This is a genomic window from Pelosinus fermentans DSM 17108, assembly GCF_000271485.2.
Lineage (GTDB): Bacteria > Bacillota > Negativicutes > DSM-13327 > DSM-13327 > Pelosinus > Pelosinus fermentans.
Map to the genome: position 1 here is coordinate 2,849,240 of NZ_AKVN02000001.1, position 17,713 is coordinate 2,866,952.

The 17,713-nt window shown below is 38.7% G+C and carries 18 protein-coding genes and 1 pseudogene; 5 read left to right on the plus strand and 14 right to left on the minus strand.

Going from position 1 to position 17,713, the window contains the following annotated elements:
• Positions 1-57: 57 nt before the first annotated feature.
• The 5 genes from FR7_RS13195 to FR7_RS13215 form a co-directional block, all read right to left on the minus strand.
• The gene (locus FR7_RS13195; protein ID WP_007935074.1) at positions 58-1,272 is read right to left on the minus strand and encodes a restriction endonuclease subunit S; all 1,215 of its coding nucleotides are present in this window, start codon (positions 1,270-1,272) and stop codon (positions 58-60) included.
• Positions 1,269-2,834: a type I restriction-modification system subunit M gene (locus FR7_RS13200; protein ID WP_007935075.1), complete on the minus strand. Its 1,566-nt coding sequence runs from the start codon at positions 2,832-2,834 to the stop codon at positions 1,269-1,271. Before FR7_RS13200 ends, FR7_RS13195 begins: the two co-directional genes overlap by 4 nt.
• A 1-nt stretch (position 2,835) precedes the next feature.
• Entirely contained in the window at positions 2,836-5,634 is a 2,799-nt protein-coding gene (locus tag FR7_RS13205; RefSeq protein ID WP_007935076.1) for a type I restriction endonuclease subunit R, read from the minus strand.
• 260 nt (positions 5,635-5,894) lie between these two features.
• Complete coding sequence (locus FR7_RS13210) at positions 5,895-6,206, minus strand: hypothetical protein (protein ID WP_017531266.1); 312 nt, start codon at positions 6,204-6,206, stop codon at positions 5,895-5,897.
• Between the two features lie 75 nt (positions 6,207-6,281).
• Complete coding sequence (locus tag FR7_RS13215) at positions 6,282-7,025, minus strand: transposase (protein WP_007935082.1); 744 nt, start codon at positions 7,023-7,025, stop codon at positions 6,282-6,284.
• A gap of 187 nt (positions 7,026-7,212) precedes the next feature.
• Here FR7_RS13215 and FR7_RS13220 point away from each other — a divergent pair, with 187 nt between their 5' ends.
• Both FR7_RS13220 and FR7_RS13225 read left to right on the plus strand, forming a co-directional pair.
• Positions 7,213-8,442 (plus strand): hypothetical protein, encoded by a 1,230-nt coding sequence (locus FR7_RS13220; protein WP_007935084.1) that lies wholly within the window; start codon positions 7,213-7,215, stop codon positions 8,440-8,442.
• Between the two features lie 260 nt (positions 8,443-8,702).
• Positions 8,703-9,155, plus strand: a complete 453-nt coding sequence (locus tag FR7_RS13225; protein WP_007935085.1) for a hypothetical protein — start codon at positions 8,703-8,705, stop codon at positions 9,153-9,155.
• A gap of 86 nt (positions 9,156-9,241) precedes the next feature.
• Here FR7_RS13225 and FR7_RS24585 read toward each other — a convergent pair.
• Both FR7_RS24585 and FR7_RS23250 read right to left on the minus strand, forming a co-directional pair.
• Positions 9,242-9,543: pseudogene (locus FR7_RS24585) on the minus strand (HAD-IA family hydrolase).
• Positions 9,544-9,677: 134 nt separating this feature from the next.
• Entirely contained in the window at positions 9,678-9,899 is a 222-nt protein-coding gene (locus FR7_RS23250; protein WP_338061469.1) for a LysR substrate-binding domain-containing protein, read from the minus strand.
• Positions 9,900-9,913: 14 nt separating this feature from the next.
• On the opposite strand from FR7_RS23250, the gene FR7_RS13230 reads away from it, so the two are divergent.
• The 3 genes from FR7_RS13230 (at position 9,914) to FR7_RS13240 (ending at position 13,748) form a co-directional block, all read left to right on the plus strand.
• Positions 9,914-10,894 carry an APC family permease gene (locus tag FR7_RS13230; RefSeq protein ID WP_007951028.1) on the plus strand — a complete coding sequence of 327 codons (981 nt, stop codon included), beginning with the start codon at positions 9,914-9,916 and terminating at the stop codon, positions 10,892-10,894.
• Positions 10,895-11,629: 735 nt separating this feature from the next.
• Complete coding sequence (locus FR7_RS13235; RefSeq protein ID WP_007935095.1) at positions 11,630-12,523, plus strand: LysR family transcriptional regulator; 894 nt, start codon at positions 11,630-11,632, stop codon at positions 12,521-12,523.
• Between the two features lie 31 nt (positions 12,524-12,554).
• A complete protein-coding gene (locus tag FR7_RS13240) occupies positions 12,555-13,748 on the plus strand; it encodes an MFS transporter (RefSeq protein ID WP_007935097.1) in 1,194 nt (397 codons plus the stop codon).
• Here the strand turns inward: FR7_RS13240 and FR7_RS13245 are convergent.
• The 7 genes from FR7_RS13245 to FR7_RS13270 form a co-directional block, all read right to left on the minus strand.
• A complete protein-coding gene (locus FR7_RS13245; RefSeq protein ID WP_007935098.1) occupies positions 13,745-14,110 on the minus strand; it encodes a metallophosphoesterase in 366 nt (121 codons plus the stop codon). The two genes, FR7_RS13240 and FR7_RS13245, sit on opposite strands and share 4 nt — an antisense overlap.
• Before the next feature lie 17 nt (positions 14,111-14,127).
• Positions 14,128-14,553: a C-GCAxxG-C-C family protein gene (locus tag FR7_RS13250; RefSeq protein WP_007935101.1), complete on the minus strand. Its 426-nt coding sequence runs from the start codon at positions 14,551-14,553 to the stop codon at positions 14,128-14,130.
• A 208-nt stretch (positions 14,554-14,761) separates the two neighbouring features.
• Complete coding sequence (locus FR7_RS13255; RefSeq protein WP_007935103.1) at positions 14,762-15,058, minus strand: zinc-ribbon domain containing protein; 297 nt, start codon at positions 15,056-15,058, stop codon at positions 14,762-14,764.
• Positions 15,059-15,338: 280 nt separating this feature from the next.
• Complete coding sequence (locus tag FR7_RS13260; RefSeq protein ID WP_007935105.1) at positions 15,339-15,968, minus strand: HAD-IA family hydrolase; 630 nt, start codon at positions 15,966-15,968, stop codon at positions 15,339-15,341.
• 82 nt (positions 15,969-16,050) lie between these two features.
• The gene (locus FR7_RS13265; RefSeq protein WP_007935107.1) at positions 16,051-16,296 is read right to left on the minus strand and encodes a hypothetical protein; all 246 of its coding nucleotides are present in this window, start codon (positions 16,294-16,296) and stop codon (positions 16,051-16,053) included.
• A 265-nt stretch (positions 16,297-16,561) separates the two neighbouring features.
• Entirely contained in the window at positions 16,562-16,732 is a 171-nt protein-coding gene (locus FR7_RS23890; RefSeq protein WP_007935109.1) for a hypothetical protein, read from the minus strand.
• Between the two features lie 122 nt (positions 16,733-16,854).
• Positions 16,855-17,424, minus strand: a complete 570-nt coding sequence (locus tag FR7_RS13270; protein ID WP_007935111.1) for a hypothetical protein — start codon at positions 17,422-17,424, stop codon at positions 16,855-16,857.
• Positions 17,425-17,713 lie beyond the last annotated feature (289 nt).

The window sequence follows — 17,713 nt, forward strand, 5'->3', positions numbered from 1 at the left end:
TTCATTAATCATAGTTGCTGCAGCCATTCCTTCATTGTAAAGTTCTATTACTTGGTTTTATTTTTCCAGCGGAACCTTACTCAAATCCAATTCTCCCTTGAATGCCCGTTGACTGAGGGAGCTGTAGAGGTTTTCCAATTCGGTGAGGTTTTGGGTGTATTTTGCTTTGAGTACTTCGGCTTTTTCAACGATCGCGGCGAATTGATGTTGGAGTGGGAGCGAAGGAATCATAATTTTCATCTTTTTAATATCGTCAAAATTAAAGTTATCTGCTGTTGTTGCTCTTACCTTCTTGAGCATTATTTTTTCATTGCTAATAAAGAAATATAACAAATATGAAGCTATAACAACTTTAGAAGTAAATGCTTTGATATCTTGATTAATGGTTACATCAACAGTATTAATTGCAACTGGAAGTTTATTTTTTAAAATCCCACTCCTGACAACCATCAAAACAGAGCCCTTTGGTATAAGACTAGTAGAACTATTTATTATTGCTTCTTGAGTAATCTTATCGATAGAACTGCACACATAAAGTGATTTCATATCTTTTGGCGATACCCATGGAATATTTCCTGTAAAATATTCTGGTTTTGCTTTACTAGGAGTACCTCCACCCTTAAATTTACATATTTCTTCGATTGTCTTTACTACATTTGTAGATTTGTTTTTTTGGAGGTCACCAAACATCTCCAGAAAAGTACTTTTCAATAGCTCATCCAACACCTTGATGCTCTCTTTGCGTTTGACAATCAGCTTTTCCGCTTGGATAAGAACGGCAGCAATGCGAATTTGATCCTCATATACTGGCAAATTAAAGTGTATTTTATCCAAATTACTTCTAGAAATTCTCTTACGCGTAGTACCTGTCGTATAGGAGATTATTTTATTTCGAAAATCAGAACTATTAACAAGGTATTTTAGATACTCGTTTGAAATTTCTTTTGAATTAGGTCTCAATATACCAATATCGACAACCGTAACACACTCCCTTTCATCTCCAGGGAAAATACATGTTCTTCCAAGAGGGGCTGGCATTCGTGCAATTAATAGATCTCCTTTTTGCAAAAATGTACACTTAAGTTCGAGTGCCTTTTTCTTTGTTAAAAATCGATGTGATTTATTTAAAAATATCCCATCCCCAATATCTGCCAATTGAATGAGACGAACTTCTCCGTTTGGGTCTTGGTCTTTACTTTCAATCCAATCACCATCAATGAACAAACCCGCTTCATCAGTAACATTACTTAATGTTATATTTTTCATCATCATTCTAGCATACCTTCAAGCTCAGCCAACTCCTGATTAATCTCACCCTCCATCGTCTTAAGCTTGGCAAGAATCACATCTGGTTTCTCATATACAACCTCTTCAAATACATCCTCTTTATACTTACTCATCGAGAGATCATAGTTTTCTGTAACAATCTCACCTTTAAGCACAAAGAAAAACTTCTCTTTGCGATCACTTTCTTTCCTCTGATCCCGCTTTTTAAACTGCGCTACAATATCCTGTAGATCGCCATACCCTTCCTGTTTTGTCCGTTTGTCGTCAAGGCTATAACCGTCGCTTTGCATATCGTAAAACCAGACCTTCTCCGTTTCGCCACCTTTAGTAAAGATTAAAATAGCAGTACTGACTCCGGCGTACGGTTTAAATACTCCACTAGGCATAGCAATAACAGCCTTAAGTTCACATTTCTCAACAAGTATTTTTCTTGCTTCGACAAAAGCTTTACCGCTGCCGAATAAAACGCCCTGGGGCACAATCACACCTGCAGTGCCACCCATTTTAAGCAAATTATAAATATTTTCTACAAACAAAAGTTCAGTTTTGGTGGTTCCGAGTTTGAAAGCTTCATTGATATCCCCTTTGTCGATACTGCCAGTAAAGGGTGGATTCGCCATAATAATTTGATATTTATTGGACTCGGTAAAGCCTTTACTCAAAGTATCTTTGTAATCAATATGGGGAGTGTCCACGCCGTGCATCATCAAGTTCATCAGACCCAATCGCACCATGGTCACATCGATATCATAGCCATACAAGCTGTCATTAAGAATATCACTCACCTTTTTATTCAAGAGACCGCTCACCGAATTGCGAATAAAACCATCTTCGTCGGGCTGAATATTCTTCTTGTTTTTATCAAGCTGGGTCACCATATACTGATAAGCACCCAATAAAAAGCCGCCCGTTCCGCAGGCGGGATCAGCGATCAGGTTGCCCAATTTCGGCTCTACCAGTTCTGCAATAAGCTTGATGATATGCCTAGGTGTTCTAAACTGTCCATTTTTGCCTGCTGAGGCAATTTCGGAGAGAAGCATTTCATAGACATCCCCTTGAAGGTCCTGAAATGCCTGTCCGCCTTCGTTGGCATCTTTTTCAATCTCCGCAAATATCTCTTCGATGGTAGATATGGCTTCTACCAACAAGGCAGGCTTAGGGATAATAAAAACCGCATTCTGCATATGATGAGTAAAGGGCGATTCATCTCCATTAAGCATTTTCAGGAAGGGGAATACTTTCATCTGCACATGAGAAAGCATTTCTTCGGCTGGCATTTGTTTAAAATGACTCCAACGAAGAGTCTGTTTATCTACTTTTTGTTCGGTACCGGAAAGCTTAATCTTTCCATCAAACTTAGAGGTGTACTTTTCACCTGTGAAGTCAGCATCCGCTATTCGTTTCAGATCAAGATCATCCAGTTGCTTCATAAATAGGAGATAGGTAATTTGTTCAATGGCGGTGAGAGGATTGGAAATACCACCGCTCCAAAATTTATCCCATAGTTGATTAATTTTACTTTTAAGTGCTGCGTTATTTTGTAACAAGTTATGCTGCCACCTTTTTTGTTAATTCTAAGATTTCGTTAATTTCTGCAGGGGTAAACAAGCCACGGATTCCTTGTGGGTGCAATACTGTAAAAGGTGATTCTATCAAATCGCGCTTTTGCACAGTCTCTTTTTCCATTATAAATTCTTTCAATAGATTCAAAAAATCCAATTGCCGGGAACTTAGATTGGTATGGCTAAGAATAAATTGTTCAAATGCTCTAGTGACTGTTTCCGGGAAGCTTTCCAATACTTCTAGGCCCAAGATATGCCTAATGAACTGAATGAACTTTGCTTTTCGATTTTTATACACATTTTTAAGTAAATCCTCCGTAATATGAGGATGCTCGTCGTGTAACATGGCGGCAAGTTCCTGTGCCTCATCTTCGGTAATCTCTTTGCCCTCTTTGATCTTCTGCAAAATCGGGTTTCGTTCTGTAAGTTCCGTAATGAGCTTTTCTACCATTTCACGGTACTTAGAAACACTCACCGCTGAATGTTCCGGCCCAAACTCTACCATTTCTTTTGTTTTCAGTAAATCGGTAAAGTCAAACTTAGCAGGTCCTAAAGATTGAATATCACCATCACGATATTTCATTAATGTAGATAACTTTTCGGCAAGTTCATCAAACGTTTCATCCGTTGCCCTTGCCCAATAGTGATTGGTTTGAGCAAGCTTAATAATCGACTCTTCTCTTGCAACAATATTGACTGAAAGGGGAAGTTCACCAATCAGCTCGACAATATTATCCTTTAAGGTTTCAAATTTTTCTTTTTTATCTGCCAACTTCGCCAAGGACGCTTCAAGCAAATCTTTCTGAAATCGCATGGCCTTAAAATCGGTTTGGGAAACCGTTCTAAAAAGCGGTTTTATGGTAACACGTAAAAATTCAATCTTATCATGAGTCAATCTTGTCCAGAAATTATCATCTTCAAGTTTTTGCAATTCTGTGGCTGACTCTTGAATCACCACCGAGTTTTGCGGGAGTTCCTGAATCTGTTTTCTAAGCTTACTAATCTCTTTTTCGGCAATGGCGTGATTATGCGTGTCAATTGCCTTTTCTATTTTATCAAGCCGTATGCCGATAAAGCGCACTGGGAGCGGAATTTGAACTGTTGCTTCCTTGCCTTTAGGATTGAGCTTAAAATATGCAAAGTTATCCCAACAATCCAAAATAAGGAACTTATCTTTAACCGTGCACCATGGTTTTATTTTATGTGGTTCTAAAAGCCTCGTACCACGGCCAATCATTTGCCAGAACTTGGTATAAGAATAGACAGGCTTCGCGAAAACAAGATTCACTAGTTCTCTAATATCAATACCTGTATCCAACATATCAACACTAAGGGCAATACGCGGCATATCGTTGTTTTTAAACTGATCTAGAAGTCCGCCCTTGCCATAGACCCTTGAATCCTCTGAGATAAGCACCTTAGCCAGTTCACCGTTGTATTCAGGGTACAAAGAATCAAATATTTGTTCAATCCGCCGGGCATGAGACTTAGAAAAACAAAAGAATATCGTCTTCCCAGGTAATACACCATTTGTATCTTTAATCGACTCTTCCATGAACTCTTTGACAATGAGCGCATTTGTCCCCTTATTGATAACAGTTCTTTCCAGTTCGGAGCCTTCAAAATTAATCTCTTCTATCTCTTTTCCTTCAAGAATTAATCTTTTTTGATCTTCCAGAGAGATTGTTCGCTTGCTAATGCCCTCATCCTGAAACTTGGTATGTATTTTCATTACCTGAAAATTGCACAAGTAAGGCGGTATATTATTCACCGCTTCTTCATATGTGTAAGCAAACGTTGGAAGACCATTTTCGCAATTAAAAAGCTTGAAAGTATTGTGATCTATGATATCTGTCGGCGTTGCGGTTAGTCCGAGGCTAATCGCTTTGAAATAGTCAAGTACTTCTCCATAGGTATTATATATGGAGCGGTGGCTTTCATCAATTACAATTAGATCAAAGAAGTGAGGTGAAAGAGTGTTTTCCTCTTCCCTGATAATATTGAGCATCGTGGGGTAAGTTGAAATATAGATACGACGATCTTTTGCAATGAGCTTTTCGCCGTCTTTTGGCCATCGGGGTTCATTTGGTAAGTGTTCGTTGAAAGCTTCTAGCCCCTGCTGCCGTAAAGCAATCCTGTCCACTAGAAATAACACCCTTTGTGCATGGCCTGCACGCATGAGTGCATCCACAAGGGCAATACATGTTCTTGTTTTACCAGTCCCTGTGGCCATCACTAGAAGAAAGTTTCGTTGTTTCCTTTCAATTCCCTCCATAATCGAACGGATTGCTCGTATCTGATAGTCCCTACCCGCAATTTCTGTATTTATTAATTCATCAGCCAGAGGTTTTCTATGTTCTCGAATATATTGAAACCGTTCTAAATCATCTCGTGTTGGATAACCTAGTATCTTTCGAGGGGGATAATTCTCTAAGTCCCAGAAGTAAATTTCGAGACCGTTCGTATAAAAGCAGAAAGGAAGTTTGCCACCACGTTGTTTTTGAATATTATAGCAATACTGTTTTGCCTGTTCCCGGCCAATTCCAGGATCTTTAGAAGTCTTTTTCGCCTCGACAACTGCAAGAGGCTTTGCATCTCTACCCAATAAAACATAATCACTATATTGATGACCTTCATAAGGAGTTCGCGCCTCTGCCACACCCTCTGGGAGGGGCACAGAAATATCAAATTCTTTAGAAACCTGAGTAAAATTATTGACATCCCAACCTGCTGTATATAGTTTTGCATCAATTAGTTCTTTTCGTGTTTCTGCTTCCGTTTTCATCGTTTCTCCTATCTTAGAGTAACACACAAAGACAAGTACATGTGTTATCCCAACTCATTTATGATAGTATATTATTTATGACACGATAAACCCAAGGGATAGGCGTCCTATGTAACAGTAACACTTTCCCTTACGGGACAATTATCCAGAATATTTTATAATTCACCTTCGTCCATTGAATTTCCTTGTTTTCTTACAAAAAAATACAACGCCTTTCTCTAAGCGTTGTATTTTTGTATCTTTAAAAGCATATATGTCCTTCAGCTGCCCCATATTTCAAAATGAGCAGCACTTCCAGAACTTCTAATATAATGATTTGATGCTCCTAAAACTTCTTGAATTTTCTCCGGCATCGGGATTGTCTTACTAATAGAAGGTTGAACGATAATAATTCTACCCACCAGAGGTTTATTCTGTTTTAGTGAATCCAAAAAGCCTTTATGATCTCCACTAAGAAACTTGCACTTGTTAGACTTTCTTCGCTGAGCAATTTTATTAATTAGAGTTCCTTTATTCTTCAACCATATCAAGCATTTAACAGCTTGTCCAGCTACCTCATAGACATCTGACACGCTGGAGACACCAAGGGACGTTCCTTTTTTGTCAACTTCTTGCTATTGGAGACACCAAGGGACGTTCCTTTTTTGTCAACTTCTTGCTATCACACCACGAGATATTCCGGTGGCTCGCTCAATTTGACGAATAGATAATCCTTCTTTTTCTTTTAATTGCCTAAGTAAAGTATCACGCTCTGCTTTAGACCAAGCTGCGATTTCATGGGGTTCGCTTCCTTCTGTACATCGTAATATTTTGCGACGAATTTCTTCTTCAGATGGATTGATCTTTCCTGACACATCAAAATGGTCATTTGCGCTAACTTGGTGTAATCGCAGCCATTCATCTTTGCCTAACAGTCCCAAAGAAAAATCTGTATCTGTCAATGTCCCACCATGCACATAGTCCCGATAACTGCTAAATCTATATTCCTCCAACGTTCCGACTATTCCTGCCTTGATAGGGTTTTGGTGTATATAACGTATTAATGGAATAAAGTATTCGTCGACTTCAACTGGTTGGCTTTTATATCGACTGGCAATTAATGCACCATTTCTTTCATATTTTCGATTAAAATACATTGCATATTTTGTTAAGAGCCGTTTCATGACTAGAGAAATATCACCCATTTTACTTTCCTTGATCAATAAATGAACATGATTGCTCATTAAACAATATGCATGTAACTCAAATGCCGTCTCCGTCTTTAATCGTCGCAAACTTTCGAGAAAATATAAAAAATCGATTTCGTCCTCAAATAAATGCTGCCGATTTATGCCACGAAAGACTATATGATAAAAACCTGTAGCGCTTAGTCCCCTCGCTTGTCTGGCCATTTTTACCACCTCATTTCCATTCTATCATGTTTATGACAAAAAAGGAACGTCCCTAACCGTTCCATTTACATCGCAATGTTTGCAGCAAATTTCTTCTCCCGATCGATTGATCCTTCGCAATTTAAGTTCCTGTTCTTTATCATCGATATAACGTTATAATGTAAATATTCAGGGAGGTCATTCTATTATGAGTATCAGTGTGATTAATTCGTATGGTAACCCGATCACCATTACGAATGATAATTCTCAAAATACGAGTTCTAATACAAAGGCAGCTGTTGATCTCATTGGCCCAAGCTATCGATTAGATCAGTCGACCATAGATAATTTAGAGAAAAAAATGATGGAAGCAAAAGAAAATGCAGATGCGGATCGTAGTGCCAATCAAGTTAGAAACGAACTCTTCTATATGACAGCTAAAAATAACCTGCCACAAGGACCAAATATGGCAACCATAAACTCTGACTATATTAACTCCATTGACCAGCGTGGACTTACTATCCAAAACATAGATGATATGATCCTTAATGCTACAGCCCTGCATGACAAAATTGATCAAACCTATACAGATGCTGCTGAAAAACAAGCAGATTTCACACGGCTGGATAAGAGCTTACAACAAGCAAAAAACAATTATTCGAATATTGCTGATGAGTTGAAAAATGTATTTAATTACTATCAGATTGATTTTGATGCCGAGACCTATAGAAACAAATTAATGGATTTATTTAATAACGAAACCTCCAAAATAGAAGCCGTGAAGGCAACCTATCAGGAAGAATGGAGTAAATTTACTTCCACAGATATTAGTAGTGAGGATAAACAGCAACTGCAGCAATTCTTTAGAGAGCAGCTGCAAAGTTCTGAGTCAACAATACCGACAGATGCAGCAAATATTGAAGATTTATCATTACAGGAAATGAGCCTTATGCTAAAAACAGTTTCAAACGCCTATGACATGATACATAAAGGCATAACCAGTACTGTTACAGATCGGACTGCGGTGGCCACCTGGGGACTGGCCAAGGCAGAAGTAAGCGTCTTCGCAAATTCCTTCTTTAGCGACAGCATCAAGGATAAAATGCTAACGAGTGTTGATTATGCAATTACAGAAGAATCTGCTCAGTGGGATACACGGATGAAGCAATTAGGAGAGAGCATGAAACAGTATCGATCCGATCCCACTATTACTAATTCTATTGATGATGCAGGTCATAATGCAATCTACGAAAAATTTTATAATATTAGCAGTAATAGTACTGCAAATAGCTTTAGCGATAAAATAGCAAATGCAGTAGCCAGTATGAATTTTTACAACGAGAATAATGATACGTTTTTAGAAGCGGCTCGTGCCAATTGGAATACATTGATTGATTCATTACCGCTACAAGAACAATCCAATTACCAATGGATATAATCATTGAATAGCTTTTAAGGTACAGGAAATCCCCCCTAGCTGCTCACCATGTTATTGTGAGCAATGCCCCTAAAATGATATAGAAGAAGCATGGGACAGGTTGTTGATCCCTATTTCACTACTATGCCAAATCCACAGAAAAGTCGCTCATAATCTATAAATAAGATAGATTATGAGCGGCTTTTCTCTTTCCCTTGTCATATTTTTGTCAAAGTTTTGTAATATAGTAATATCAGACTGAGATTGAGGAGATGTTACATATGAAAAAAGTATCTTGCTTAGCACTACTCACCTGCTTCCTTGTCACCTTATCAGGAACCGCTTTTGCTTGGAGTGACCGTTCCGAGGGCCGCCCAGCACAAAATCCCTCCAGCCTGTCCGTATGGCATGATCGAAATGACGAGTTTCATGTGAAAACAACTAACTTTCGTAAGCAGCATGTATTTTCTGGCGTTATTCGTACAGACGGACGCTTTTACGGCATTGATGAGAGAAATCTGGAAAATGGTGATTATGTTAAAGTAGACCGTGACCGTAACACGATTCGCTTCCGTTTCACAGGACGCGGGATTGATGGATTAGATTTCAAAATAAGAGGAGGAGATACCTTAACTTTTGATATCAATAAAGACGGTCGTGACATGGCGACCAATCAAATATTCATCGGCAAAAATGGCTGGCATCCTAAAGACAATAAGTTTACCTTACGATAATAACGAATTCATTCCTAGCGGGCGTTGCATGCGCTCGCTTTTTTTGCTGTGCTTTTGTATATTATAACACCAGCTTTTTTGATATATTAGTTAACACCACTTTTTTTGCCCGCAATGATGTCTCTAGCTTCATCTCCAACATAAATCACTTCGGACTCTTTCAGTTTGTGAGTTTTTAGAAATCTTTTAATATCCTCATTCTTGCCAAACATATTGTTTGAACAAATATCTGATTATGTTGAAGACATTCTCTTATATTCTGCTCCGAGTTGGTTGAGACAATTGCGAGCTGAAAGCCGCAGCTGCTCAATTCCTCCAACAATTCCTTAATACCATCAAACAAACTAAGGTTCTTTCTGGAGTGCTTATATCGTTTATAAATATCCAATGCTAGAAGTGGAAATTTATATAATTAAAATCTAGAAATTTAGACCTTTCCATAATCGATAATCCTTGACTTACTAAAGGTTCCGAAGTAACCAATTGAAGAATTATTTTCCACACCCCTTTGTTCTGCTGATTCTATCTATCCTTTTTCTCTCCGATTTTAGCCAATATTAATCTTTCCAGAGCTGCTAAAGGAGGTGATAACCACTTGTCACGATGAAAAAGCACCTGAGCTTGAATTGGAATGTCCTGCCCCTTCCAAGCAAGGCTAATGATTTCACCACGTTTTATTTCTTCTTCTACAACAATTTTAGGTAGAAGGGATACGCCTAGGCCGTTTTTTATACACTGCTTAATAGATTCAAGACTACATGTTAACGGCTATGCCATTTGGTATGCCAGTGACAGCATTGGTAGGCGCACATTACCTTGGTAGTATTTTTGCTTGGACGTCATCTGGTATACATTTGGCAGCTGCGGGGCTTCTACTGATTGCCATTACACTTAATTATAGGGGTATTGATCTTTCTGGTCATACACAAGTTTTTGTAGTTTCTGCCATTCTTTTCATTCTCACATTTGCTGTTTGGTCTGCTGTTCCCCACGTACAGATATCAGCGTTTACACCTTTTCTACCACATGGTTGGTTTCCTGTAGGTGAAGCAATGACTCTTTTGTTCTTTGCTTTCATGGGTTGGGAAATGATTGGAAATTTGGCTGAAGAGTTCAAGAACCCAGTACGGGATATCCCTCTGAGTTTGGGAGTAGCCGTATTATTGACTAATCTATTATACTTCGCTGTTGCCCTCGTCACTATAGGAACAGATGTCTACCATTCTGGAAATCCTGTTACAGCAATGGTAACATTGGTAGCATATCGCTGGGGTGATATGGCAGGTACACTGGTAGCACTATTGGGGTTTGTTGTGTGTTATTGTCCTGTTCATACTTTTATCGCTGGTTTTTCCCGCCTTGTATATGCACAAACGCGAGATGGCCATTTCCCCCAATATTGGGGCCAACTACATCCACGCTTCCAAACTCCCCACATCGCATTACTTGCCTTCGTGCCAATTTACTTCGTCATTCTTTTATTTAGTTATGAACTTTCTTGGAATCTAGAATCATTAATTAGTATTCCTTGCGTCAACTTTCTTGTTGTATATATGCTTGGAATGGTAGCTGTGGCTCGTACCCTTCCCAATAAGCTTGGCAAGATCTCAGCCTGGATCAGCGCAATTCTATCAGGAAGTATATATTTATTTGCAGGTTGGTTTGCATTTTTTCCTATAGTTGTATCACTATTGACCATCTGCCAACAGCGCTGGAGTAAAACGAAACGTGCATTTTGATGCAAATGATCACTGCTGCTACCACTGCCAATTGTAGTCCGGCCGAAACCTCAGCCAACTCTTGACTTGAAGAAGCAATTTCCTGCATCGATGCCGACTGCTCTTCGGTCGCAGCCAAAACACTTTGCACTTTCACAGCATTTTCCTTGCTGCGTTCCTTTTATGGTACTAAAGAAACGTCCCTAACTTTCCAAATTCATACCATACAAATCAGGACATACAGGGACGTTCTTTTTTTGTCAACTTCTTGCTATCACACCACGAGATATTCCGGTGGCTCGCTCAATTTGGCGAATGAATAGTCCTTCTTTTTCTTTCAATTGCCTAAGTAAAGCATCACGCTCTGTTTTGGGCCAAGCTGCGATTTCATGAGGTTCGCTTCCTTTTGTACATCACAATATTTTGCGGCGAATTTCTTCTTCAGATAGATTGATCCTTCCTGACACGTCAAAATGGTTATTTAATTAACGATAAAAATATGTTACGCGATCTGCAAAAAGAACTTAATTCTATAAGACGGGACTGGAGAATAAAGCATACAATTATTCTCCAGTCCTGTTTACTGCATATCTAATTAAAAAAGCCTATTGATGCAATAGATATATTCAATTTCTCTTTTGAGTAAGAGAAGGGTATCATTAAGAAAGAGAAAAGGCCAGACAGGTGATCAATTGTCAGGAAGCAACTATTATACTACAATAAGTACAAAGTGAAAATCGGGGATGTGGCAATTGGATGGATATACGGTTATTACAAACTTTTCTCTTAGTTGCAAAAATAGGCAATGTAACACAAGCGGCAGAACAGCTCAATTTTAGTCAGCCAACGGTAACAGCTCAAATACGAGCACTGGAAGAACATTTCGAGGTACTCTTGTTTGAAAGGGTCGGTAAAAAACTATATATAACAGAAGCAGGTTTACGTCTTATTGCTTATGCAGAGAAGCTATTGTTATTGTATGGAGAAGCGCGAGCAACAGTACAGGAATTTTCCCATGACAGAACGATTAAGGTAGGTCTTGGTACTGCTGTGGCAGCGCATACACTATCACCCATCTTGCGAGAGTTCCAAGAGCGGGTTCCCAATGTATCAGTTAGTATTGAACATTGTTTCAATATACCGATTACCGTTAAAGGTATCTTAGATAATAGCTTTGATTTAGCTCTGGTTCATGACAAGATCTCGAACAGCAGAATTCTGCAGTTTAATGTTGTAGCCGAGAAATTGTTATGGGTTACTCATGCGAGTCTTCTAGATACATATGGCGATACTCTGCGGCAGCAACCTTTTATTGCCTTAAAACAAGGCAGTGTCTATCGGGAAAAATATAATCCATACTTACGGCAAAATGCAGTCATACCTATTTTAGAATATAGCGATTCTGAGGCAGTCAGACAGGCTGTTTTGAATGGGCTAGGTATTGGTGTACTGCCAGAAGTGCTGGTTCGATCTCATATAGAAGATGGGACCCTTCATGAATTTTGTGATGCACCAAAGTTAGAGATTGATTTTTCGGTAATATTTCATAAAGATAAGACCTTTACGTTGGCAATGCGTACGTTATTAATGGCAATTGCCGAGCATGCCAATATTAATGGTGGTTTATCAGAGTATGTATCATCTATGTAGCATGGGTGCATAGAGGAAAGGTAAAAAACGAATGAATAAAAGTTGTGACAGTAAAGTAATGACAAAGGGTAAGAATATCTTATTTGCAGGATGTCTCGCTCATCTGGTACATGATGGATTAAGCGACATGCTATACATTTTTTTCCCAATCTGGCAAGTTCAGTTCTCCTTAACTTTTGCTGAAATTGGTCTTCTAAAAACATTGTTTTCTGGCTCCTTGGCAGGATTTCAAGTACCAGCAGGTTTTCTCGCTTCCCGTATGGGCGAAGTTAAATTGCTGCTCCTTGGAACGCTTCTCACCAGTGCTGCCATTTTCCTGCTCGGCTGGGCAGCAGCACCAATGGTTGTTGGTTGTTTATTAGTAATTGGCGGTTTAGGCTCAAGCACTCAGCATCCCTTATCGTCTTCCTTAATATCGAGTGCATATCCTGATAAAACTGAACGCAGAACCGCTCTTAGTACGTTTAACGTGGCTGGAGACTTTGGTAAATTACTATTACCGGCCATGACCGCCCTGCTAATTGCCCAATATAACTGGATGACTGCAAGCCGCTTCTTAGGCATGCTTGGTATGATGAGTGTAGTTGTCATTTTTCTAATGACTAAAAACATGGGGCAGCCCTCTTCAACGAATGAGGAAAAACCAGAGACAGCAGCACTTGGCTGTTTTGCTTGGAAGGGAAATCAGTCCTTTTGGTCTTTGTCGATGATCGGAGTGATTGATAGTGCAACTCGGATGGGATTTCTTACTTTCTTTCCATTTTTATTGCAAGAAAAAGGTGCACAGGTTAGTTTGGTTGGTTTCGCATTGTCTCTTGTGTTTGCAGGAGGTGCAGCTGGTAAATATATATGTGGAAAATTGGCTACGAAATTTGGTATATTGCGAACGGTAGTGACCACGGAGATGATTACAACCTTGTGTATTTTAGGTATACTGTTTCTTCCCTTAGAGCCTGTCCTTCTGCTTTCACCTCTTCTGGGCGTTGCATTAAATGGTACTTCATCGGTATTGTACGGCAGTGTTCCGGAATTGGTTTCTGATGAACAATGCAAGCAGGCATTTGCTATTTTTTATACAGCAACCATTGGTTCAGGAGCGATATCTCCTTTTCTTTACGGATTAGCAAGTGATATCGTTGGGATAAAGATCGCTGTGATACTGATTGCTTTCGTTGTTCTTCTGACTCTTCCATTAACATTACGCCTTAGAGGAAAATTTGCTTAAAGACAAGATGAATAAGACATCCTCTTGATTTCCTCATACATTTCTCTGCCGCCATTATGATGTATCCAATAATATAAATCGTTGGATGGACGTTCTCGCCAAGTGTCAGTGGTCAGCATTTCGATGAGACTTTTTTCTAAAAACTGCTCATGATTGCCTTTGAGTACTATTGCCCCCTTCTTCTGCAAAGCTTCACAAGTTGCAAGACAATCTAAATTTTCATTTCCCCGGTCAATTAGGTCCCCACACACAATAAGTAGATCTTGCTCCGAATTGTATTTTGTTTTTCCTAATAAATCTAAGAATCTCTTGTTTTGCCCATGTAAGTCTGACGTGGCTAAGATGCGATCAACAGTTTTCATTACTACACCTCACATCGCTATATTATACCTACATTCAGTTTTTCTACTATGAATTGCGCAGAAAAAGCAACAGCCTGTTTAGTGATATTTTCGCAAAGGTGTGGAGGGTTATCTGGGCTGAACCCTTGGGTTCGTAGTTCATTACATAATAGACTGCCGAATCGCGCTTGAAACTTACGACAAAATTCATGACATATGGCTGAGATGTTTTCTTTATTTATATTTCTATAGCTCCCGTAGCTTCCGATAAACAGTAATGCTCCCTCAACTAAACCGCACTGAGAGCCGAATCTGCCAGCATTCAATCCAAATGCGGCTTCTATGACCTGCGGATGTAGAGTAGGATAAAACAATTCAGATAAAATTTTTAATGTTGTCACTGCACAACTAAGATCTTCGTCCCAATAATAGTCATGCACTCTTACATTTATTAATTCCTGCAACTAAAATTCACCTCCAGCTTTCCAGTTCTGGACTTAAATAATCTAAATCGTTTTTCCGTTTTTATACAAACCCATATATCTTACATTTCAACTTCTTTCATTGATTTTCCTTGTTTTTAGGAGTGTTATGTTTTTCATCAAAATAAAAAAACTGCCTACCATAAGGTAGACAGTTCAATCAGATTACATATAATCGTCGATTATTTTGTTATCTATGGTTGATTTTGCTAAAACAGTCTCTGCAGTACACTGGACGATCTCCGCTTGGGCGAAAAGGTACTTGAGTGGTGATACCACACTCTGCACAAACAGCCTCATGCATTTCACGCTGTTGATAGTTATTGCCGCGGCCTCCGTTATTGGCTTGTTTACGGGCAGTTCTGCATTCAGGACATCTTCCTGGTTCGTTAGTGAATCCTTTTTCGGCATAAAAATCTTGTTCTGATGCTGAAAAAATAAATTCAACGCCACAATCCTTGCATGTTAATGTTTTGTCTTGATTCATATGATAGCCTCCTCGAATAGATAAGAAAACAACAAGCTACTATGTAATAAGGACCATAATGATTGATGATATAAAGATTATAATCAAAATCCAATTACTCATTGCCTTCCCTTGTAAATAACAATACTTATAGATAATAATGTTATTATTTATAAGTGTAGTACTAATTTTTTTTAATGTCAAGCCTGGGGGTTAAAATTCAACTCTTTTATTACAACTCTTCCATTTCTCAACAATTGGAATGTCTGCCGGGGCAATTTATCATATTTCTTTTAAGCTCCTAGATCGACTGCGAAATACTTAAAATTTCATGGGAGTTATGAACGATATAGTTTGGCTGTTCCTTTTTCGCATTATCAATCTGATCGTATCCCCAACTTACCCAAATTATCTTAACACCACTTTTTTTGCCCGCAATAATGTCTCTAACCTCGTCCCCAACATAAATCACTTCAGAATCTTTCAGTTTGTGTTTTTTTATAAATCTTTTAATATCTTCATTCTTGCCAAACATATTGTTAGAAGAAATAATTTCATTAATAAAGTCAATCTGATTATGCTCAAGGCATTCTCTTATATTCTGCTCCGAATTTGTTGAAACAATTGCTAGCTGAAAGCCACAGGCATTTAATTCTTCCAATAATGCCTTAATTCCATCAAACAAGAAAAGATCCTTTATGGAGTGTTTATATAGTTTGTAAATATCCAACGCTAAAAGTGGAAATTTGTATATTTTAAAATCAAGAAATTTAGCTTTTTCCGTAATAGATAACCCTTTTATATGTGCAATATCCTTATGCTCTATCTTCTTTGCTTCATACTTGCCTGCAAGCTGATTATACACTTCGATAACGATATTCAGTGAATCTACCAAAGTACCATCAAAGTCAAATAGTACGTACTTTACCATATGTCGCCTCCTTTTTAAATTGGTTAATTCATATTCACTACTATGTCAAAGTAAAAGAGAAGATACTCAAAAAAATCATTCATTAGCTGCCACATACCATTTGCAGCAGCACTTTTGGCTTTTCTAACTCATATACCTGGGGTTCAAGCCGTTTCAATTCTTCTGGTACCCATCCCTGTTCTTTAGCAAGTTCGGCCAATGCCTCATCTATGGTTGCTGCCACTACAACCGCAATTGCATCCGTATAGAAGTCTTGATGCACATTAGGTTCGTTGATCATACTCCAACTATGAAATTTTCGATTATGCCGCCATACAAATACTTTCATGCCGCCCCTCCGATGCCAGTTTTATTTTCTAGTTCACCTTTGCTCACTGTTTTTCCTTGTTTTCTATTCTTTAGCCAAAAACTACAATGCCTTATAGTAGTGACAGCGTTATCGGCACCCATAAAAAGGAGAGAACGCCCTTGTCAAAATGACCAGGAACGCTCTCTCTTTTTTTGCGGTGAACTGGCGCAGTATGCTAGAAAGTCAACGCTGCAATTGCGGTGAAAAACAGTCATCCTGCAAACAGAGCTCCGGCGGTAAAAGGTCAGCTACTAGTTGTATGGTTGTCCATTTCCTCATTTGCAGCTCCATTTTGAAGATTGATTTCCTGCTGCTCAGCTGGCGCATCCTCGGCCCCTGACTCAGCAGCCAGTAACATCATCAATTCAGCTTCGGACACAGTGGAAAACATGCCAGAAATCAATTTTTCTCTCATGCTTCAAACCTCCCTTGCTGTGCTATGCTGCCAGTTACCGCATGATTAGTTATTGACCTAGGGCGAACTTCTTATGCACTGCATTTTCAGGAAATCGCATATCTACTTTTATAATTTCTTCATTATAACCCATCCCATTTGGATAGGTCTTTTACGCCATAACGTTTTTCCGCTTTGTCAAATCGTGAAAGGATGTCAATAAAATAATTCATATCACTACCTTCTCCTTTGATCTGTCTCCATTCACTTATAACCCATGTTTCTCCTTCCCGTTCTAATCCAATATTAGATTGATAAGGAGCAATGTTCCTTCCTATCGTCCCAGGCTTTATCAATTCTGCCGAATACAATACTACCGCTCTGAGTTTTTCATCATCATAAGACACATTTTCCAATCCTTGCAGCGTGTAGCTTTTCACGGAGACAAAATTGGCCAGTAATTGCTCATCAGACAAATGCCGCAAACCTGGGTTGAGTTCTTTAATCGCCTTAACATCTTTATTGGTTATAGCAGTAAAGAAAGGTACCAATGCTCGAATCATTTCTCTTTCTTCTGCTCCTATAATCGCCCCATCTTTAGCAATGAGCGGCTGGGAAGTAATTTGATATGGGGCCTGCTGACTTGATACGCAGTTTATTGAAAAAAAGGTGACAAGTAAAAAAGTAATACCTAATAAATATTTTTTTATCATGATGACCATCTCCTAATATCGTAATTTTAAAAATTTTCGAGGGTCGGGACTTAACAGTATCTACCCCTTTCTTGCACGCAAAAAAAGAAACTGAGGTTTCTGAGTGAGGTGATTTTTTATTTACTTCATTTGTCAATTTTGCGCCTCCCAACCTATGCTGGTATGTAAGCCAGTTATCATCTAGTATAACCTAATTTTGTCCATATATTGAATTCGCGAGTATTTTAGCAAACCCCTGCCAAATTATGCCTAGCAATATAAAAATGTGCTATGGAGTAAAACAATCGCG